Origin of the sequence: Myxococcus llanfairpwllgwyngyllgogerychwyrndrobwllllantysiliogogogochensis, assembly GCF_006636215.1 — a bacterium.
Classification (GTDB): Bacteria; Myxococcota; Myxococcia; order Myxococcales; family Myxococcaceae; genus Myxococcus; species Myxococcus llanfairpwllgwyngyllgogerychwyrndrobwllllantysiliogogogochensis.
Genome location: NZ_VIFM01000193.1, coordinates 1 through 22400, shown reverse-complemented (window position 1 = coordinate 22400; position 22400 = coordinate 1). Strand labels below are relative to the sequence as shown.

Annotated in this window: 5 protein-coding genes; 1 reads left to right on the top strand and 4 read right to left on the bottom strand. The window is 69.4% G+C overall.

The annotated features are described in order from the left end of the window. The 3 genes from FJV41_RS52590 to FJV41_RS34615 form a co-directional block, all read right to left on the bottom strand. The coding region (locus tag FJV41_RS52590; protein WP_181791131.1) for an Ig-like domain-containing protein at positions 1–17107 on the bottom strand (17107 nt) is incomplete at its 3' end. Between the two features lie 43 nt (positions 17108–17150). Next, the gene (locus tag FJV41_RS34620) at positions 17151–18047 is read right to left on the bottom strand and encodes a peptidylprolyl isomerase (RefSeq protein WP_174487440.1); all 897 of its coding nucleotides are present in this window, start codon (positions 18045–18047) and stop codon (positions 17151–17153) included. 1299 nt (positions 18048–19346) lie between these two features. Then, the gene (locus FJV41_RS34615) at positions 19347–19655 is read right to left on the bottom strand and encodes a hypothetical protein (protein ID WP_141646878.1); all 309 of its coding nucleotides are present in this window, start codon (positions 19653–19655) and stop codon (positions 19347–19349) included. A 167-nt stretch (positions 19656–19822) separates the two neighbouring features. Here FJV41_RS34615 and FJV41_RS34610 point away from each other — a divergent pair, with 167 nt between their 5' ends. Further along, positions 19823–21103: a metal-dependent hydrolase family protein gene (locus FJV41_RS34610; protein ID WP_141646877.1), complete on the top strand. Its 1281-nt coding sequence runs from the start codon at positions 19823–19825 to the stop codon at positions 21101–21103. Here the strand turns inward: FJV41_RS34610 and FJV41_RS34605 are convergent. After that, a partial coding sequence (locus tag FJV41_RS34605; RefSeq protein ID WP_246137602.1) for a glycosyltransferase family 87 protein occupies positions 21091–22400 on the bottom strand: 1310 nt, incomplete at its 5' end. The two genes, FJV41_RS34610 and FJV41_RS34605, sit on opposite strands and share 13 nt — an antisense overlap.

The following is a 22400-nucleotide window of genomic DNA, read 5'->3' as shown; positions in this document are numbered from 1 at the left end:
CCACCCAGCCGATCCCCGACAGCTCCACCCCCAGGTCGGTCGCCTGCATCCGTACCGGATTGACCTCATCGGAGAGGTCGAAGACATGGAGCTTGTCTCCCGCCGTGACGTAGGCGCGCTTCGCCCGCACCACCACCCGGCTGCGGACCCGCGCGTCGAAGAAGCCCGAGGCCGCGTCCACAAGGATGCGTCCTCGCAACAGGCCGGTGCGCGTGTAGATAGAAAGCGAGAGGCCATCGGTCTGGGCCCCCTGGACGCTCGAGGTGAGCACGTAGAGGCGCTCGGGTCCCAGGTCCAGGGCGAGTGCATCCTGATCGAGCACCACCGTGCCCTCCAGGCGCAGCTCGGGGGAGGCCGCGTCGAAGACCTGGACATGGCCCATGGCCAACTTGGTGTCCGTGGTCGTGACATAGGCATGTGTCCCCTCGAGCCGGACCCCCGTCGCCACCGTCTCTCCGAGGGTGGCGACCCGCCGCACGATGAAGGGGGTCTCCGGGTGTGAGACATCCACCGCCGCGAGCCCCGACCTGCCGTTCGCCAGCAGCGCCAGAGGCCCGTCCACGTCGAGTCCGTACACGGGGTCCAAGGTGGAGAGCGTGCCCAGCCGCAGCGGACGCTCCTCCAGGCGCACGTCGAAGATCTCCATCCCGGAAGCGCCCGGCGTGGGCACGCCGACATAGAGCCGGTCTCCCACGAGCTTCAAGTCGGACACCTCCTTGGGAGGAAAGCCCGGCAAGGACATCGTCACGCCGATGGGGAGGTCGTACGAGAAGGTCCCCACCACCACCCCCTCCTCGCCCGGACGCACCAGGGAGACAGGCACCAGGCCTGCTCCCGGGGCCCGTGGGGTGGAGAACTCCAGCGACGAGAGATCCAGGACGTCGACGTCCACCCCCGGCTCGCTACCTACATACACGCGGGTCCCTGGCGCGATGGCCTGTCCCGAGACCGACACCCTGACGCGCGTCTTGCCTTCCACGGGGCCGTGGCTCGGCCCCAGCGTCACCGTCCTGCCGACAAGGGAATCCAGGGCCAACACGCCCGCCGGGAAGAAGGTCGCCGGTCCTCCCTGGTCGACCAGCCGGATATCGGCGGGCCCCGCCGGGAGCGGGGGCAGCGTGAGCCGCAGCTCCCCGGACTCCGAGCGAGAGACCGACGCCGGAACGCCACCCACCGTCGCCGCGCTCACGCCCTCCAATTCCTGCCCGAGGACGGTGACCTGCTGCCCTCCTGCCGTCGACACCGTGGAGGGAGACACCGAAGCAATCACTGGCGCGCGGGCGCCGCTGTCCGCTGTGTGGAAGGTGGTGCGCAGGGGCACCAGCAAGGCGCCGCCGCGCTGGTCCGTCACCGTCCCATCCACTTCCAGCGTGTACAGCGCGCGGGCCTGGAGGGGCTCCTCCAGCGTGGCGACAATCGCGTAGTCCAGCTTCGCCGGGTCGGCGCGGACGGTGAGCGTCAGGGGGACATCACCATCGGGACCCTTCAACCGGACGGTGTCCGAGGTCACACTCGCGGCCGCCAGGGGGCGGCTTACCTGGACGACCAACCGAGCCAGTGACGGTGGGACCAGCGCGCCCCGTCCCGGCTCGTACCCTGTCACCAGCATGAACGGTGTCTCGAGCTCACTCAGCCGTGACTGCCCCGCGAGCAACAGGCGATCTCCCACGGCCAGGACATCCATGGCCGTCTCGGTATTGCCGCCGCTGAGCAGCACGGGGTCGCGCATGTTCGAGACGTCGACCAGCACCACGCCACCTTGATTGGCCGCGACGAACAGTACGTCGCCGACCAGCCTCAAGCGCTGGGGCTCTCCAGGAGTGTTCGACAGCGTCGCGTTGAACTCGATACGGCGGATGAGCGTGGGGTGCTCCGCATCCGTGACATCCACGAAGGTGAGCCCGAACTCGGCGGAGGCCAGGATGGCGACCCCGTCTCGCACCACCACGTCGGTGAGGTTTCCATCCTCACTCCATGAGCCCATGACCTGCGCGTTCGCGCCCGCCGAGGAGTAGATGAGCAGCGAGCCCCGCGGCTTCGTCGGGGTCGGCCCCGGGTAGCTGGTTCGCTGGCCACCACGCGCGCCACCGCTCATCGAGTAGTACGGCACCGGTGGCCAAGGCTGCGCCGGCTCGCATTTGGCGTACTTCACGCCCTGGTGATTCCCCGTCACGACGTAGAGCCGTCCCTCCGCCACCGTGGCGCCATAGGGCTCGAAACCCTCCCCGCCTTCGTGGGCCACCAGCAGGGGGTCCGCGGGATTGCGTGCGTCCACGAGGAACAGGCTTCCATCCCCCCCCACCTGCTCCTTGCTGGGTTGACAGGTCGATGACCCTCCGTTGGAGGGAGGATCGGTCAAGCCATTGGCGAGCACCCACGCCCCGGCCGGCGTCGGGACGACCCGTGTGGCGAGCAGCTCCTCCGAGCTGGGCAGCTTCGCGCGCCCCAGCAGGCCCAGGCTCATCAGGTCACCCTCGGGCCGTGGCTCCAAGGTCCCACGGCCATCCAGCACGGAGAGCCCGCTCAAGCCATTGGCCACGTACAGCCGATCCCCGGACGTCGCCACGTCGAGCGAATCGGGCATGACCTCCACGTCGGGCATGGGCGTCTCGCGAGGCACCCAGTTGTTGAGGATGGCCACCAGCAGGTCGACCTTCCCCTCGTTCTTCGGGTCCGGAATCACGTCGTGCGCTCCCGCCGCGCGCGGGCGCCCACGCAGTTGCACGTCGAAGGCCGCCATCCGGAAGGACTGGGGAATCATCCCGCCCCCCGTGATGGAGCCCTGGTAGTCCTGCCGGAACTTGTTGCCGTTGTGGGCCGCGCCTCCCGACGTGTAGACGTAGAATGGAGACAAGGGACTGGGCGCGAGCGCGCCAGGGCGCACCGACAGCGCCCGCTCCTCCCCCAGGAACGGCAGGCCATACCCCACCTTGCTGGGGGCCACGCTCCGCTCAATGCCGTCCGGAGACACCAGCATCACTGGCGCATCTCCGAACGAGCCAGGTGGCGCCACGGCCGTGAGCCGCGTGGGCGAGTGCACCGTCACGCTCGTCGCGGGAATCCCTCGCACGCGGAGCTGCGTGGAGCCGAGCCCGTGGGCCCAGTCCGGAAGGAAGCCCTCTCCCTCCACCTCGACCGTGCTGCCGCCACGCGGGTTGAGGAAGCGGGGGCTCGCGAGACTCGCCTGCAGCGGCACCGTGTAGAAGTAGCCACCCGGTCGCCGAGCCCGCAGGCCCGTCGACTCGTTGAGGACCACCACGTCCGCCAGTCCGGCCTCTCCGGCCGGAATCTCGACGCGCAGGCGTGTGGACGAGCGAGCCAGGACCTGCGCCTTCGCCCCGCCAATGTAGACCTCGGAGGTGGCATCAAAGTCGAAGCCCAGGACCTCGCTGAGCCCCCCGCCCGCGACCGGTCCCACGCGCGGCTCCAGCCGGGTGATTCGCGGCGCCACACCTTCGGCCATGGCCGTCCGGAAGTCGACCTGGAGGGGGGCGACCAACGTCCGTCCATCCCGACTCCGGAGCGTCGTGCCGACAGTCAGGCGCATTTGCGCATCCGGAGGAAGCGGTGCGGTCAGCGGGAACACGATGGTGCTGCGTGCGTCCTGCGCATCTCCCGCCTCCGGCACCTCCATCAGCGGGTTGCCGTTCGCGGTCAACTGGATTGCCGCGCCCACGGAGTCGTGAGCGACCGTGGTGGACAGGAGCACCGAGATGGACGGGAGGTCGAGTGGCACCACGGCGCCCGGCTCCACACTCACGCTCACCACGGACAGGTCCGTCGCGGGGCCGAAGTCCAGTGACCATCCTCCGCCCGACGCTCGCTCGCGCAGGCTCACCAGCCGCCCACCAGGCGTCACCACCGCGGAGGTCGTGCTTCCGGGCTGTGCGCCTGTCACGTGATAGAGCAGCTTGGGCGCGGTGGGATTGCTCAGGTCCACGATGGCGACACCGGCGGCACCGGCCGCCACATAGGCCAGATCCCCCGCGAGCCGGACATCGGTGGCAAAACCGTGGACATCCACCGAGCCCACGAGCGTGGGGTTCTCCGGCTGGCTGACGTCGACCAGCACCAGCCCCGCGTCTCCAGCCGCCACCACGGCGAGCGCGCCACGCAGGCGGATGCGCTGGACGTTCAGCTCCAGCTCTCCCAGGACCGAAAGGGCGCCCTCCACGGACAACGTCTGGAGCCGTCCACCCGCGACCGTCCCCGACGCCGTGCGCATCCCCACTCCAACCACGGCCAGGCCGTCCTGGATGGCGACCACCTGGGCCCCCGCCTCAGACGGGAAGCGACGGATGGGGAATGGCTCATGGGAGATGTCGAAGGTGTGGAACCCCTGACTCGAGGCCGCCGCGAGCAGGCGGTCGCCACGTGCGTCCACGCCGTAGACGCCAGCCCCGGGGATGGTGCGAGCGGCCACCACTCGCGGAGCGGAGGGCCTGGAGATGTCGTATTCGTAGACCACGCCCGTGGGGCCGCCATTGGCCCCACCCGTCGAGAGCAGACCGCTCGCGAAGAGCCTGTCTCCCTCCGAGGGCGGATAGGACACCGCCCACAGGTCACCACCACCGACGCTCCCGATGACGCGGTCGTCGACGCCGTCCTTGTCCTCGTCCACCTGCTTCGCCTGGAGCTCCGGGGGAATGGCGATGCCGGCATCCGCCTTCGGGCCGCGCGTATAGAGGCCCGACATGTCGATGATGTCGAGGCCACGGCTCCCCACCACATAGGCATGAGTGCCAATGACCACCGCGTCGCGCAGCGCGCCGCCGAGCGACACCGAGGCACCCGTGGGTTGATCGAAGACGAAGGCATCCTCCAGGACCACCGTGGTGCCATCCGGGTTCTCCACCACGACGTCCGCCGGCCCCCGCTGGCCATTGGGGGTGTAGACCTCCAACCGATTCAGCCCCAGGACGCGAGTGAGGTACCCCTCCACTCCGTTGAAGCGAACCCGCACGGTCCCCGTGGGAGAGAAGCCACGCCCCTCCAGGACCACCCGCGTCCCGCCCGCTGTGGGGCCGCGACTGGGCGACAGCCCGGTGAGCGCGAGTGACTCCGTGTAGAGGAAGGCACCGGGCCGCAGCACGGCTCCGCCCGAGGCACTCTTGAGCTCCAGGGTCGCGGCGCCCTCGACTCCTGGAGGCGTCCGCAGCGTGACCTGGGAGCCGTCCTCGGCGACGGTGACCTGGCTCGCCAACAGGCCGTTGAAGCGCACCTCCAGCGAGCTGTCGAAGCCGCTGCCCTCGAGGGTCACCTGGGTTCCGCCCGCCGTCGGTCCCTGGCGGGGATGGAGGGCGGAGAGGGCCATGGGAACCGCGTTGCGAATAGCGGAGGTCTTGAACTCGAGCGTGAAGGTGCCCGGCATCGACGGCCCCGGGCTCTCGGGTTGGGCGCTCACGCCGCGAATACCCGAGACGCGCAGCCGATAGGACGTCGCCGTGGCCAGCTCCAGGGTGGGAGAGATCGACAGCTCCACTCCCGACACGGCCGACGTCACGGGGACCTCGGCGCCCGTGGCGGACCCGTTCATCTTCACGAGCTGGATGTGGGCGGTGGGCGACAGCTCCACTGGCATGTTGAACGTCAGCCTCGGAACCTCGGTCGGACGGGCCGCCTCTTCTCCGGCCAGGGGGCGGCTTGCCACCACCACCGGGAAGGGCATCTTGACGATGGCGAGGCCATCGAGTGCCTCGCCTCGCACCGTCTCGGAGATGGAGACGACCGCGACATCCCCTTCGATGTCCACGTCGGAGAGGCTGGTTCCCGGATACAGGTCGAGCGCATCGATGCTCTGGGGCGCCGCGAGGTTCGAGGCCTCCACCAGTTGGAGCGCCGCGGGGCTCCCTTGCGCTCCGAGCGGCGACAGGATGGCCGCCGCGACGTGCTGGCTCGTGGAGGCACCGACGAAGACCCCCGAGGAGAGCAGCGGAGGAACCATGGCCTGGACGAACGGACGCGAAGCCGGCGTCAGGGACACGGTCCGCAGCGTTCGCAAGGCGGACAGAGCCTGCGTCCCGCGCATCGACACGCTTCCGAGGGCGTCCGTCAGCTCCCCCACCGCCGCCAGCCCTGGCGTCGTCAAGTCCACCAGGAGCGTGCTGGAAGCACCGTCCCGATGGGCCTGGACCAGCGCGAAGCGCCCGCTGACCGCCACGCGATCCACGCTGACAGGGGCCATGGAGCCCGCCATCAGGAAGCGCTGCTGGGCGCCCAGCAACACCGGTCGATCCGGGGTGGCCAGGGAGAAGATCACCAGGCCCGCGTCGCCAGCCGCCACGAGCGCGAGGTCACCCGCGAGCGCGATGGAGTGGGCCGTTCCCTGGAAGGGCACCGCATCCAGGTGGGTGGGCGCGGAGCGATTGGTCAAATCAAACACGAGCAGGGACGGGCCACCCTCCCCCACGGCGTCGATGAACGGCAGCGTCGGCGCGTTGGCGACCACATAGGCACGCGTCCCCCGCACGGCCAGGTCCGAGGGCTCGTAGGGCGGAAGGATGGAGACACCCCCCAGCACGGAGGCGTTCTCCGGAACGGAGACATCCACCGCGCCCAGGCCTCCTGGCGTGCTCCGGGTCAGCAACTCCGCAGGAGTCTTGGCCTGCGCGTGGACCTGGGCCGAGGACAGCACCCAGGCCGTCTTCTCACGCAGGGAGACCGCCAGCGGAGTGCCTCGCGACAGGCGATGGTCGGGCTGTGTCTCTCCATCGATGCTTGGGTCGTAACGCCCAATGATCGAGGCAACGACCAGCTTGCTGTACAGGAACGCGCCCGCGACGAACGCACTCTCTCCGTCCGGATTGCGCACCACGACGTCCGCGGCCCCGAAGGCCCCGGGCGGGGTCAGCGCCTCCAGGCGGCCATGGGCAAGCACCCGGACCTGTGTCGCGGGCACTCCATTGAACGTCACCGTGGCGCCACGCTGGAAGCCCCCGCCTGAGATCTCCACACGCGTGCCTCCGTCCACGGAGCCCGAGGCCGGCGACACATAGGAGACCTGGAGGATGGGCAGGTAGACAAAGCCGCCGACCAGCGACCCCTCCCCTCCATCTGGATTCACCACCGTCACCACCGCCGGCCCCTTCTGCTGGGCGGGAACGACGACGCTCAAGCTCTTGCCATCCGGGGCTACCGAGACTCCGCGTCCCTCGGCACCTGCGAAGAACACCTGGGCCCCCGGCACGAAGTGGTCGCCGGACACGGTGACTCGCAGGCCCCCCTCCAGCGGGCCTGCCCCGGGTGACACCCTCACCACCACCGGAGCGGGCTCCACGGTGGACAGCGTCGCGAACCGGGCGATGAACGACTCGGCGAGCGGCAGGCCGTTGCCATTCGTCACGGCCTTGGTGACCGAGACGAAATATGGCGTGGAGACCTTCAGCCTCGAGGAGGGCGTCAGCGTCACGCGGCGTCCGTTCGTCGCGACCGTGGCCGTGATGACCCGGCCCAGGGTGGGGTCGGCTTCACGAAGCATGACGGTCTGTGCGGTGACCGTGTCGGGGTTCGGCGGCGCGGAGAACTCGAGGGACACCACGGCCCCCACGGGCACCTGGGCGTCACCATCCACGGGCGAGACCCAGGTGACGACGAAGTCGGGCAGGTTGTAGACAGCGGCTCCCTGGTCGCCGTACTGGGCGACGGGGGCGCCTGACTCGATCGTCACCCCACCCGCGCGCGGGAGGTTTGCACGAACGAAGATGGGCGCCGTTCCATCCGAGCGGAGCACCGACGCGGACAGCAGCCCCTTCACGGGCTGGTTCGTGGCGTTGCGCAGCGAGGCGACCACCACCGCGAGGTTCCCGCTCACGGCCACGTCGGACAGGCCAGTGGCCAGCAGATCCGCCCGCTCGGAGCGGTGAGGCAGGAGCGCGCGCACCAGCGGCTCGACGGGGTTGGAGACGTCCACCACAGCCAGCGTGGCATTGGCATCCCGGCACGCCACGTAGGCGAGCGAACCCTGGGTCACCACACGGATCGCCTCGCCCGGCAGTGCCACGAAGCCACTGGGACGGAGCAGGGGGTCTCGCAGGCTGTGCACCTGGAGCCCCGCGGGCCCCGCTGCCACCAGCAGCAGGTCGCCGAGAACGGCGACGTCCAGCGCGGGTCCCTCCGTGACGACGGTATCCAGACGCATCGGAGAGGCCTGAGCCGGCTCGCCCAGATCCACCACCGCCACCCCCACGTCTCCGTTCGCCACGAAAGCCAGCCGCCCGGCCGAGGCGACGCCGTGAACGTCCTCGCCAGGAAGGTCGACCGAGCCAAGGCTCAGGAAGGGCGTCGTGGCGAGGTCCAGCACTGTCAACCGGGGCGGGATGGAGCCGCCGCCCCGCGGGGCGGACCGACTGGTGGCGACCAGCGCGAGGTTGCCGTGGAAGGCCATGGCCCGAGGGGGCCCCTCGACGTCGAAGGAGCCCAGGGCCGTGGTCGTCCCCTGATCCACCTGCGTCACCGCCACCCGGTTCAAGGTCGTGCCGTCCGTCACCCCCGACAGGACCCGCCGAGCCGAGTCCCCGCCCCTCAGCACGGTCTGCGTGCCAAGACCCGGGAAGGGATTGAAGGTCTGCGCGGGCGCCATGCCAATCTCCACCCACCCGGGCATGGACTCTCCGCGGTTCGTGCTTGGGTCCACGGCCGAGGCGCGGACCTGCCGCTGCGTGCCCGCGACACCTGTCGGGACGAGCCACTCATGGCGATACAGCGGACGCCCCGACGGCCCCGGCAGGGACACGGCGGTGGTTCCCACGACGACACCGTCCACATGGAACGTCACGCCCGCTATCGCCGCGTTGTCGAGGGCCGCCGCCGCCATCGGCATCAGCGTCCCCTCGGTCACCACGTCGAGGCCTGGCGGTTCGACGAGTTCAACCGTGGGGGCCACGGTGTCACGCACCGTGCCCAGGGTGACGATGTCCGACTGCGTCTCCTGGCCCACCGAGTCGACGGCCACCGCCATCAACTTCAGGGCGCGATTGCCGCTGCCGACGTCGGGTTGGAAGCTCGCCGCGAAGACGGTCGGCTTGCCCGCGAAGCCCGCCGGCGCGTTGGCGGTCGCGACCCTGCGTCCATCCACGAAGAAATGGACGGCCTTGACGCGCTCCTCCACATCCCGTGCATCCGCCTCCACCCGCACCAGCGTGCTCTCGAAGATGGCGCTGTCAGGCAGAGGCTTGACGATGACCACCGTGGGGGGCTGGTCCTTCGCCACCACGGCGGACCTGGATTCACTCCAGTCCTCCTGCCCCGCCAGGTCCACGACGCGAGCACGGAACACCAGCGTCTGCTCGGCCTCGGTCCTGTCAGGTGTGTAGACGAACTGGAAGGGCAGCTGATGGCGCCGCCCCACCTCCACCTCTTCTCCACCAGGTCGCGTGATGAAGAAGCCCACGCTGGCCACGGCCTCCAGGTCGTCGGCTGGATGCGCGGAGAGCACGGAAGGCCGCCCCACCACCAGACCCGACACCGGCTCCAGCGTCACCGTGGGTGGCTCATCCTCCACCACGCCGACCTCCACCGTGGCCGCGCGCTCGTTGCCAGAGGCGTCCGTCGCCTTCGCCTCGAGAATCAGGTCGCTATCCGCCAGCTCCCTGGGGACACGGTAGTTGGCCACGAAGGGCGGCGCGGGCATCGTCGCCAGCCGGACTCCATTGATGGACAGGTCCACCCGCACCACCGCGACGTTGTCGTCGGCATCCGCCTCGATGCGCAGCAGCTGACCGGCCACGATCTCGGACTGGTCGGCGGGGGCGCGGAAGCTCACGGTCGGGAGCGCCGTATCCGCCTGCACCTCCACCTCTTGGGTGGGCGCCAGCGTCTCCTGGCCCGAGGTATCGCGTGCGCGCGCCTTCAGGACGAGCGTGCGCCCGGCCGAGCCCGGAGGCAGCGGCACCCGGAAGCGATAGGGCGCGCTGGTGCCGACAAAGGTCAGCGTTCCACCCAGCCCACCATCCACCGTTGCTTCCACGGACTGGACGCCGACATCGTCCTGGGCCGCCACGACGAAGGCGAAGTCGCGCCCCTGGGTCACCTTCTGGCCCTGGCGGGGCTCGGCGATGGCCACCGTGGGAGGCCGGTCATCCACGACGGGCAACCTCACCACCTGACTGCGGACCTCGTGAAAGAAGGAGTCCGTCGCGAAGGCCTGGAGCTCCACGGCTTCGGCCCCGGCGGGCACGTAGACGAGGAAGGCGAACGGGGGAGCACGCAGAATGGTGTCCAGGAAGGCGCCATTGACCTTCAGCCGCAGACTGGTGATCGCCACGTCGTCCTCGGCCGCGACCATCACTGGGACCAGGGACTGCGTCACCACCGGTCGGCCATCCGAGGGCGAGACCAGCGCCACCGAGGGAGCCTGATCCCTCACCACGTCCACGAGTTGGAGGGCCTGCTCGCTGGCATTGCCCGCGGAGTCACGCACCCTCGCGGCGATGAGGAACGGGGCCGAGTCCCCCGCGCCCAGCTCGCTGAGCCTCGGCAGCGTGAAGTCCGCGCTCACCACCGGACTGGCAACGGAGTACCCCCCACTCTCGATGGCATTCTCGGGCGGGAAACCTCCCGCGCGGCGGATGACCTTCAACGTATCCAGGGTGGGGCCCACGAGGATCTCCACGTCCTGAACGAAGGTGTCATCCGTCCCCACGACCTCGATATGGACGGGACTCCCCTCCACCAGGTCCTTGCCGAGGGACGGAGTCAGGATGATCGCCTGGGGAAGCGTGGTGTCCGCGACCACGCGGACGACCTGCTCCACCACCGTGTCATGCCCTTCCAGGTCCGTGGCGACCGCACGGAGCACGAGCCCGACGTCGGGGCGGGTCGGGTCCAGCTCCACGAAGCCCGGCGGCAACATGACGCGGCCACGAAACTCCTGGAGCAGCGCGCTGTCCTTGTAGGGCGCGGACAGGGACGCGATGGCCCCTCGCAGCGCGGGATCACGCGCCAACGGAAACCCGGCTTCAGGACTGCCATCCGTCGGGAGGGTCTCGATCAACCGCGCCTCGGGGCGCGGCACTGTCAGCGCGAGCTGCCCATTGATGAAGAACCGAACGCGCGCCACCGAGGTGTCGTCACCCGACACCGCGGAAAGCTGCAACGAGATGCTCCCCTCGGTGAGCGTCGCACCCGGGGCCGGGCTCGCGATGGCCAGGGCCGGCGCCGTGGGCTGGCGCCCCTCGACGAGCAGCTGGGTGCTTCGGACGACACCCTGGCTGTCCTTCGCCGTCACCACCAGGGCAGTCGCCGCACCACTGGCCCCCGTCGGTGGCATGAAGTCGAGGCCGTGGGAGAAAGTCTTCTGTCCCGCCGCCAGGTCCCGCTCGAAGATGCGCTGGCCCGCGTAGTGCGCTTCCACCCGGACGAGTCCCACGTCGTCCTCGGCGTCCACCTGCACGCGATGCGCGGCACCTTGCAGCAACCGGACATGGCCCGTGCGCAGCTCCACCTCGGGCACCGCGCGATAGTTGCCCGCGACGTCTCCGCCCAGGTGGTACTCCAGCCGGGACAGCCCCACCTTCGGCCCCTGGTCCTCGGCGATCTCAAGAAAGACCGTGGAAGACGTGCGGGTGTTGCCAGCGCGGTCTTCGGCCACCGCGATCAACTGGAGCGGCGTGCCCACCGTCGCGGTGGGAATGCTCACCGGAAAGGACACCGATCCAAGCCGGATGCCTTCACGGACACCCCGGCTGACGCCGTCCACGAGCAGCTCGATCCGCCGGACGTCGACCTCGTCCTGCGCCTCGACCTGGACATTGAAGCTTTCCTGGCGCACGCGGGACGTCCCCGTCAGCGGCTGCGTGATGCGCACCGTGGGACCGCGAACGTCCGCGCCCACCCGTACCTGCCGGCTCTGCACCGCCACCGCACCCGCGAGGTCCCTCACCGCGAGCGTCAGTAGCGCCGGGTTGGGCGCCCAGCCTTCGGGCATCCGCTGCTCGGCGCTCGACGTGCCCAGCTGTCCTGGCTGGACACTCATGGCCCACGGGCGAACCGTCAGCCGCTCCCCGGCCGCCACGGCGCGGACCTGAACCATGTTCGTCTCGTAGCGGACTCCCACCTCGGTGATGGCCGCGGCCGCCCCCGACTCCGAGGGCAGAAGGGTCACCTTGACCTCTTCGACCTGGATACCCGCTGGGAAGGTCAGCACCTCCGCGTGCTGAGCGGCGGTGCCCAGGTTGAACGTTCGCCGTCCTCCGGGATTCGCCGCGAGGAAGGCCTGGACCTGTGCGTTGCCCTCCAGGCCTGGAGTCAGGGTGAAGCGATAGAGCACCTCGCCACGCAGGCCGGCGGCCGCCTCGGTCGGCGCGGAAAGCACCAGCCTTCGGGGGGACGCTCCCAACTGCCCCGTCAAGGGCGGCTGGACCTCCAGCGCCGTCGGTCGGGCTCGCAGGTCGAAGACCTGGGCCTCTCCGAACTCGAGGCGAACCTGACCGGCGTAGAGCCCTCCCGTGGCGGCGGGCGTGGGGAGCAGGAAGTGCCCATCGGCGCCGAAGCTCGCCGGGGCCCGCGTCGACGCCACCAGCCAGGCCGCGGAGACGCCTGTATCCTCTTCGACCTCCACCTGGACCTGCTGCGCGGCCTCCTCGGTCAACGACGCATTTTCGGTGGGCTTCACCCAGCGAATGCTGGGCGCGGCATCTGGGATCAGCTCACACGTCAGCGTCGCGTGGGTCGTACGCCCCGCCAGGTCCGTGGCCTGGGCCTTCACGGCGTAGGTCCGGGGCCCCTCCACGCCCAGCGCGGGCAGGGTCAGAGACCAGGACTGCGGCAGCTTCGCGATGGGGTCGAAAGCTGGGACCGCGAGCGCCTTCCCATCCGCCTCGACCGCAAGGGACCGGACCTTGCCGTCGTCCATGACCAATGCCTGGAGCGTGACGGAGGAGCCCGCAACGCACGTCCTCGCCGACGGCGTTCCCGTCAACCGCAGCGTCAGGCTCGGGGCTTCCGTGTCCTGGGTCTCCACGATCTCGAAGACCAGCTCGCGGGTATCGGTTCCGTTTCCCGCGGGATCCAGCGCGCGTGCCGTCAAGCGATGAATGCCCGGAGCCCGGCCGCTGAGGTCGAGCGTCCCCTCGAAGCTGGCCAGGAATCGACGGCTGGTGATGATCTCCCCGGGTGACAGGGGGTTGGGCGTGCGCGTCTCCTCATGGCGGGAGTCCTTGACCACCAGGACCTCCGCGCCTCCGTTCGTCACGACAGGGTGGTCATCCAATGTCAGGCTGACCTTGGACACACGGACGTCGTCGCCCACCTCCACCCGGAGCCCCAACGCACCGTCCTTTCGAACCGTGAGCCGCTCCCCTTCTGGACGAGGCAGGGGCGTGACGAGCACTGCCGACGGGGCCTCGATGTCGCGAATCACCTGGAGGTGGACCTCCGCCTTGCCCGTCTGCCCTCCGGTATCCAACGCCTCCACGCCCACCGACGGCGGCAGCCCCTTGCTGATGATGGGGGCTCGTACACCCAGGAGCTGCTGCCCGTTCAGCACCAGGGGCGTTCCTGATTCCGGGAGGGGCTTCTCACGCACGCCTCCGGACAGCCCCACGAAGCCGACCACGCCATCATCGTCCCCCATGGTGAAGGCCAGGGTGACGTCGTCGCCCTCCTTGTACGGTGTCCCGGGAGCAGGAGCGAAGATGCCCACCACGGGCGCCTCATCCTTCACCACCGGAATCTCCAACAGGCGCTCCGCGGTGAGCCCGGAGGAGTCCGTGGCCACGGCCCTGAGCGTCAGCTTCCCGCCCACGAGGCTCTCGTTCACGGGCATCGTCCAGCGGTACACCGTGTAGAGCCCCTCCATTGTCCCCGTGGTCTGCACGCCCAGGCTGGTGGACGTGAACAGCTCCACCTGCTGCACGGCGACATCGTCCGAGGCGGCAAGCTCCACCTGGAGTGGGCGGCCCGCGAACACGGGGGCTCCTGGCGAAGGCGCGCGGAAGGTCAGCAGCGGGACCCGCGTGTCCTCCTCGATGGAGAGGGTGTGCCGCGCCGTCTGGACCCGGGTCCCATCCGTCGCCCGCGCCTCCAGAACAACTGAGCGGGCGGGAAGCGCCGCGTTGACGGCGAAGCGATAGGGGGGCGCGGTGGCAACGCCCACGCGCTGCCCGTCCATCCACAGCTCCACGGACCTCACCCCCACGTCGTCCCGCGCGCTCACCTCTACGTCCACGCGAGTACCGGCAGTGGCTTTTGTCGGAGTGGTTGCGATGAAGGACACCTCGGGCGCGGTGTCTTCCTGGGCGAGCACACGAATCACTGGCGCCGAGCCCTGGTTGCCAGACGCATCGTAGGCCCTCGCCGTCAGCACGTGCGTCTGCCCTGGCTGAAGCCTGGAAGCCTCCACCAGCGCGTGCGTGACGAACGAGCCACGCACCCCGCCGTTCTCTCCAGGCGAGCTGTCCGTGTGGACCAGCACGTCGTCCAAGCGCAGCTCCACCTTCACCACGTCCACATCGTCGAGCCCGGCCACGGTGACGAGCAGATCCTGGGTCTCTGGAACCCGGGCCTGATCTCGCGGAACGACGAAGGAGACGGAGGGCGGGGTTGCGTCTGGAACGACGAAGAACGTCACGTCCCCCCGCGACGTGAGGCCCGAGGCATCACGCGCCCGCGCGGTCACCGTGAGCGGGGTCTGCTCCTTCACCACGGGCAACGCATAGGAGACGCGATAGGGCTCCACGGCGGAGCTCCCCACGGGGATGCCGCCCACCGTCCAGACGACCTCCACGGCTCCCGCCGTGTCATCCACCACCTTCGCGGACAGCTCGATGAGAGAGCCTCCCACCCAGGTCGCGGAAGAGGCGGGGCTCAGGATGGCGACTTGCGGAGGACGATCCGCCTTGACGGTGACATCCACCCGCTGCCGGCGCTCCTGCCCCGCGCTGTCGGTGGCGACCACTTCGAGCTGACGAACCCTCCCCACGTCTTGCTCCGGAGGTGTCCACCGGAGAGAGAACGGTTCGATGCCCAGGGACGTACCGCCCACGCTCCCTCGTGTCAGCCGGACGGAGTCCACCGAGGTGCCATCCACCCTCAGTGTCACCAGCGTGCCAAATGCCATCGCGTCGTCGCTCACCGTTCCCGCCACCTGCATGGGGACGGCGGCCACCGCCTCCGCGGTGGCTCCGCGCGGCTGCTGCAAGGTCAGCAGCGGTGGCGCGTCGGAAACGACGCGCACCAACAGCGTCTCCGAGCGAACCAGCGCGCCCGCGCGGTCCAACGCTTCCACGCGAAAGGCCACGCTCGAGCCCGCGGTGCCCTGCCGGGGCGTGAAGGCAAGCTCCCAGAGCGGCACGGCGATGGCGGCACCGGTCACCGGGTGTTTGCGAATCTCCACCCGGGGCAGGTCGACCGTTCCAGCCGTCGCGTCATCGACGTAGTAGCGCACCAACTGGAAGTCGTCCGCCGCCAGGCCACCGCCCATCCAGTCCCCACTCGTGACCCGGAGGACCTGGGGCAGCCCCTGGACCAGGAGCGCTCCTGGCGCGGGCAGCTCGATGGTGATGGGCTGGCTGCTGGGCAGCGGAGTCCCCGCGACCTTCACCTTCAGCTCATTGCCCACCACCCGCTTGCCTTCGCTGTCCACGACCGCGGCGGAGAGCGTGAGGGTCGCCCCTCCGTAGGGAGGTGTCTGGACACGTAGCGCGTACGGGGCTTGCGTCACGCGCCCCGCGGGCGCCCCATTGACCAGAAACTCCACGTAGGCCACGGCGATGTCGTCCGTGGCGGTGGCGTGGAGATCGAATGCGCTGCCCGCGGTGACACTCGAGGGCGCGACGACGCGCACGGTGGGGGCTCCATCACGCACGACGACGTCGACGTAGACAGGCTCGACCCCATCGCGGCTCGCTCGAAGGCGCGCGACACCCGGACGGATGCCCGACACCCGGCCGTCACGGCCCACGGTCGCCACGTCCTGTCGCTCTGACGTCCACACCGTTCCCAGTGCTCCGGACGTGAGGTCGACGAGCCGACCATCCGTGAGGACGCCGACCAGTTTGAGCTGGGTGTCGCCTCCCACGCGTGACACCTGCGGCTGGGACGGCTCGATTCGCAGCGAGGAGAGGTCGGCGTCGGAGTCGACGATGATGTCCGCGGTGGCCGTGGCCCCGGCGAAGCTCACGGTCACCTGACCCGTTCCATCCTCCCTCGCCTGTACGAGCCCTTCTGGAGAGACGACGAAATAGCGGGAGTCGGAGGACGCATAGACCACCCCCTGCCTGGGACCGCTGAGGTCCACATCCCCACCCAGCGCGAAATGGCCCGTGACCTTTAGCGGAACAGTGGTGCCATAGCCCCCCTTCAGCAACAGGGGCGCTGGGCTCACGGAGATATCCACGAGAGGATCGAAGGCCCGCCCACTGGTGAACTCGACCGCCGACGTGTTCACCACCCGCCCGTATGGGTCATGAACCGCTACATCGGCCACGACGACGCCGTCCCCGGGGACCTTGACGCCCTCGGGAAGCGTGATGACGAAGTCCACCTGCCCCGCCCCCTGAACACGAGGACGCCCCACCTCCCGGCGCACGCTCGCGAAGGCCACGGACTCCGCGTCGCTCAGGCTGCCGTGCACGCGCCGCAGCGCCTCGACCGAGGCACCCACTAGAGACAGCTCGGCATGAGCGAGCTGCCCCTGGGCGGTGATGCGCACGAGCAACTGCGAGAGGTCCGCGCTCGCATTGACCTGGATGGAGCCCGCCGGCAGGACGAGGGGTGGCGTGCTCAGGTCATAGTGCGCCAGCAGGGGCGAACCGGTGCCGCCACTGACCGGCTGCGCCTCCACATCCACCACGGCGTCCACCGGCAGTTCACGCCGCAGGGGAACCCGAAGATGGAAGGGGATGGCACCCGCGAGGTCCCGATCGACGATGACATCGCGCACATCCACGAGGACTCCCGTGGACGCGGAGGTCGCCTTCACAGCCACCCGAAGCTGGGTCGCGTCCCCCTCGGTCGAGAAGCCGAGATCCAGGGCGTTGATGCCCGGCCGGAGCGGCACCAGGGGAAACGTGGTCGCGACACGCGCCTGTGCATGGGCGACGGAGCCCACCACCAGGCCAGTCATCAAGACGACGCAGGTCAGGAACTTCTTCGAAAGCGTAAGGAGCACGGCTCCCCCTCGATTCCTACACGGAAGACCGCTGTTTGCCGCGTCAGCGCCGCGCCCCGGCGCTGGTCTCAGCGGCCGTGGTTGTCGCGTCGCCCTCTTCCAACTTGACGTGGGCCGCCGTCCGCAAGCGCGTCAGCACCTGAGACAGGACCTTGCGCTGGCCACCTGGTCGCATCTGGCCCAGGACCGCCGCGCGAACCTCTTCGAAGGCGGGAACCCTGGCGGGCCGCCGATCCAGCAGCACCAGAACCAAGACACCTTCGGAGGACTCCACTACTCCGGATACGGCACCGACCTTCGTCAGCGCCAGGGCCGCCCTCTCCTGCGGTTCGCTTCCCAGCTCGCCGCGGGCCAGCAACCCCAGGTCTCCACCGCGAATCCGCTCCGGCCCCTCCCCCTCCACCGCCACCTTCCCTACCGGCTCGCCCGCCAACAGACGCTTGCGAAACCCGTCGGCGCGAGCCCTTGCCTGCTCCCAGGCATGCTTCGTGCTGCCAGACGCCACTGACACCAGCACCCGGGCCACCCTCAGTCGCTCCGGCTCGGCGAAACGCTCCACGTGGGCTTCATGGAAGGCACGGGCCTCGGCCTCCGTGGGGGCCGCAGCAGCATGCTCTTCCGCCGCCAGGAGCGCCTCGATGCTCAAGCGCTCCTCAAGCTCTCGCACCTGCCTGCGAATCTCGGGAGTCGCGGTCAAACCCTGGCGCGCGGCCTCAAGGGCCAATAATCGTTTGTCGACCAACGAGCGGATGAACTCCCGACGACCGGGCCCTGTCTCGAACTTCGCGCGCAGCGCGGGAGGAAGGCGCCGGCTTTCTCGCTCGACCTCGGCCACGGTGAGCATGCCACCCTCGAATCGGGCCGCGACGGGCCCTCCCTCGGTGACATCCGTGATGGGCGCCTGCTTCTCACAGGCGCCTCCGCCGAGCAGGCCCCACACGACGACCGCCCCGATCCATACCCGTTGTGACATATCCCCGTGCCCAAGCGCGCAAACGCACCTCGACCGCTGGCCGACCGTTTGCGGGGGGATCAATACATCAACATTCTGACATTCTGAAATCACCCTCCGTCATGCCGCGCATGAATCCCGCGACGCGTAACAGGAATTCCAAGCATGCCGAGCAATATGCCTACAGCTTCGAGGCCAGACGAGGAGAAGAGAGGAGGACGGGCGCGAGGGCGTCAGCATGCCCAGACAGGCATTCCTGGGATTTCGAAGCCAGTCCTTGACCAGGAGGGGATGGGTGGGTCCTCGCCGGACCTCGCCCGGCCCTTCGGCACGGTGAATCGTCAGCGGATTCGGAGCTGCTGGCGGTTGGCCCACAGCTCCCAGGCGTCTGATTCCTGATCCCGTTTCTTTCGGGTTGGAATGCACCAATTGCCGAGGCACCAACGAAAGCGCGGGAAAATCACTACCTCCGCCTGATTGAACCAGCTCCTGTGCGCAGGCGGGTAATGCACGCTGAATCGGCCCCAGGGTCGACGTCCTGCTCGTATCCCATACCGCACCCCCAGGGCGAGGCGGCCGTGGATGCTGCGGTTGTCGAGCACCAAGTGGATGGGCTCCGCGCCCGGGTAGTGATTGGCGACATCCTACAACAAAGCACACGACAGGTTCAGCCGAGCACAGGGGATACGCGTACAATTTCAGCACGTCCTTCATTCGCTCGATGGACTGGGAGTCTCCAGTTCGGGCACGCACCCCATTGGCTCTACGCCGGCACATATGGCCTGAGCCCATCTTCGATGTCTCGAAGATAGCCAACCGGGTTGGCGCGGAAGCGCCGGCTCAGGATGCGAGGGACGCGGCGCTGCTCAAGCGGAGAATGCAGTCGCTGCCAGTTATTGCGGTCCCCAGGTACCAGGTAGGGACCGTCAAGCGCAGGCAGCAGGTAGGCCGAGGCAATGGCTGGCAGCCGCACCAATCCGAGCACGACGAGTTCCGCGCTTGCGCGCACCCGGCCCCGAGGCGCGCCGCTCATGATAGCGGCAGGTCATCGTCGGTGCGGGGCTTGCAGAGGTCATGGACCGCAAGCGGGTCGGCCAAACGGATCGCGAGTCTTGGTCGCACAGGCTTGGCAGATTGATTGTCCGGTGTCCGCGCGCGGGAGGGGCAAGGGCGCGGAACCGTTCAGGTTTCGGCGTAGCCAACTCTCGATGTGACCCGCAAGCGATCCAATGGGTAGATCCATCACACAGGGGACAAGTCACCCCACCAATGCCCGCCCCCCCGGTGTCACTCCCGAACCAGCGGAGGCATCGGGTACATCAGGTCCAGGTCCCGGTTGTTGCGGATGCCACACGCCTCGCGCTGCACCATCAGGTACCAACGCTGCAGCTCCGCCTCCTTGCGCACCTCGCGGTAGCGCTCCAGGCGCACCGCCCGCGTGGGGCCCCGGGACATCAAGAGCTCGCGCTCGGCGCCCTCCAGCGCGGCCAGGGCCTTCTCCAGCTTCTCGCCGGTGCGCTTGAGCGCGGAGGCCTTCTCCTTCTGGAGCTCGGCCTCCACCGGCAACAACGCGTTGACGCTCTGTTCTCGGGCCATGCCCTTGGGTTTAACCACCCCCCGCTGGCGCTCGCAGCACGGGGGATGAGCGCACCTGAAGCGCCCTCTCAGTCCAGCTTGCCCTCCAGGACAGGGAGCGGCGAAGTGGCTGCCTTCCTGGCGCCGCGTCATCATCCCCTCCCCCACACCCACTCCCCGGAACCGCCATGCGCGCCTTCCTCCTGGCCCTCGTCGTCACCACGGCCTCGGCCCAGCAGTCTGGAGCCTCGGCCCCTGCTCCAAGGTCCTACCTGCTGCGCCCCACGAGCGTCTTCGACGGCGTCACCCCCAAGCCCCATGCGGGCTGGGTGGTGCTCGTCACCGGAGAGCGCATCGTCGCCGCTGGCCCCGCCTCGCAGGTGAAGGCGCCCGAGGGCACGGAAGTCGTCGACCTCGCCGGCACCACGCTCCTGCCCGGGCTCATTGAGGGCCACTCCCACCTGTTCCTCCACCCGTACAACGAGACGAGCTGGAACGACCAGGTGCTGAAGGAGCCACTGTCCCTGCGCGTGGCCCGGGCCACCCAGCACGCGCGAGAGACACTGCTCGCGGGCTTCACCACCGCGAGAGACCTGGGCACCGAGGGCGCGGGTGATGCCGACGTCGGACTCAAGCAAGCCATCCAGCAGGGAATCATCCCTGGACCTCGCCTCCTCGTGGCGACCCGGGCCCTGGTGGCCACTGGCACCTATGCCCCCAAGGGCTTCGCCCCCGAGTGGCACGTCCCCCAGGGCGCCGAGGAAGCCGACGGCGTCGATGACCTGGTGCGCGCGGTGCGCGGACAGATGGGCCGGGGAGCCGACTGGGTGAAGGTCTACGGCGATTATCGCTGGGGCCCCTCGGGCGAGGCGCGCCCCACCTACTCACTCGAGGAAATGAAGCTCATCGTCGAGACGGCGCGCGACGGCGGCCGCCCCGTCTCCGTCCACGCCAGCACGCCCGAAGGCATGCGCCGCGCCGTGCTCGCCGGCGCGGAGACCATCGAACACGGCGATGGGGGAACACCGGAGGTCTTCCGCCTCATGGCGCAGCGCGGAGTCTTCCTCTGCCCCACGCTCGCCGCGGGCGACGCGCTGTTCCGCTACCACGGCTGGAAGAAGGGCGTGGGTCCGGAGCCCGCCCCCATCCAGGAGAAGCGCGCCAGCTTCCGCGCGGCGCTCACCGCGGGCGTGCCCATGTGCGTGGGTGGAGACTCGGGCGTCTTCACCCACGGGGAGAACGGGCGCGAAATGGAGCTGATGGTGGAGTACGGCATGACGCCCGTGCAGGTGCTCCAGGCGGCCACGTCCGGCAACGCGCGGATGCTGCACCGCGAGGACCGGCTCGGCCAGGTGAAGGCCGGGCTGCTCGCGGACCTCGTCGCCGTGGACGGAGACCCCACGCGGGACATCTCCGCCGTGCGCAAGGTCCGCTGGGTGATGAAGAACGGAACGCCCTACCGGCGCTGACTCGCCAGCCCGATGCCCGCGGGCTCCGCGCAGCCCGCCTCCACCGACGCGGGCAGGTAGTCCAGCGCCGCCGACGCCTTGGGCGCCGCGTCTTCCGAGGCCACCCGGCGCCACGCATCCCGCAGCAGCAGATAGCCCGCGACGAACAACATCCCGTTGCGCGCCAGCAACAGCAGCGTCTGGGGAATGCCCAGCCCGTACTTGTACGAGGGCCCCACGAAGACACCTCGCGACAGGACGGCGGCCACGAGGATGAGCACGGGCGCCGTGCGCGAGCCGGACAAGAGCGCCAGCGCCGCCGCGCCCATGACCCACGTGAGGAACTGCGGACTGAGCACCGGGTTGAGGATGATGAAGGCCACCAGCGGCCCCAGCGCCAGCCGCGCCAGGTCCTCCATCCGCTCGGGGAGCCTGCGACGCACGGACCACATGCCCACCGCGGCCATGCCCAGCGAGCCCACCACCCACAGCCACCGGCTCACCGCCCTCACGCCCTCGGCGGCCGCGCCATGCAGCTCGAACGCCGCGGGGGCGTGAATCCAGAGCACGCCCTGGACCAGCCCCAGGTGATGCGCGGCCCACAGCAGCGAGGCCCCGAGCGACTCCACCTGGAGTCCCCGGTCGACATGGAACGACGCGAAGCCCCACCAGGGCCACACCGCGCTCAGCGGCAACAGCGGCGCCACGCCCAGCGTCAGGCCCACCACCAGCTTGCCCAGCGTGCCGCGCTTCCAACACACGGCCAGCGCGAGCGGCACCAGCACCACCGGGTACAGCTTCGTCACCACGCCCACCGAGAGCGCCAGGCCCGCCACCGTCTCGCGGCGGCGCGCCAGCGCGAAGAGGGCCGCCATCGTCAGGGCCGCGGGGATGAGGTCATAGCGCTTGAGGTAGTAGAGCGCCGCCATCCACGACGTCACCGAGTACGCCAGACACGGCACCACCGAGCGCCACGCCCTGCCCCACTTGCGCGCGCCCTCGGTCAGCAGCACCCACTTGATGAACCCATCCATCACCGCCAGCTGGAGGCCGAACAGCGGGATGAACTCCCACTGCGTATGGCGCACCCACGCGGCGGGGACGAACCACAACAGCGCGTAGGGCGGGTACTCGAAGCGGAAGTCCTGGTTGGGCGTGGCGCCGGCGAGGAAGGCACGCGCCGTCTTGAAGTACAGGTCCAGGTCGCCGATACGCGGCGAGAACGCGTACACCACGAGCGGCGTCACGCCGACGAGGAACGCGACCCAGTGCCAGGGCCCGAGACGGGCGGAAGCGGAAGCTGCGGGAGGAGGGGGGG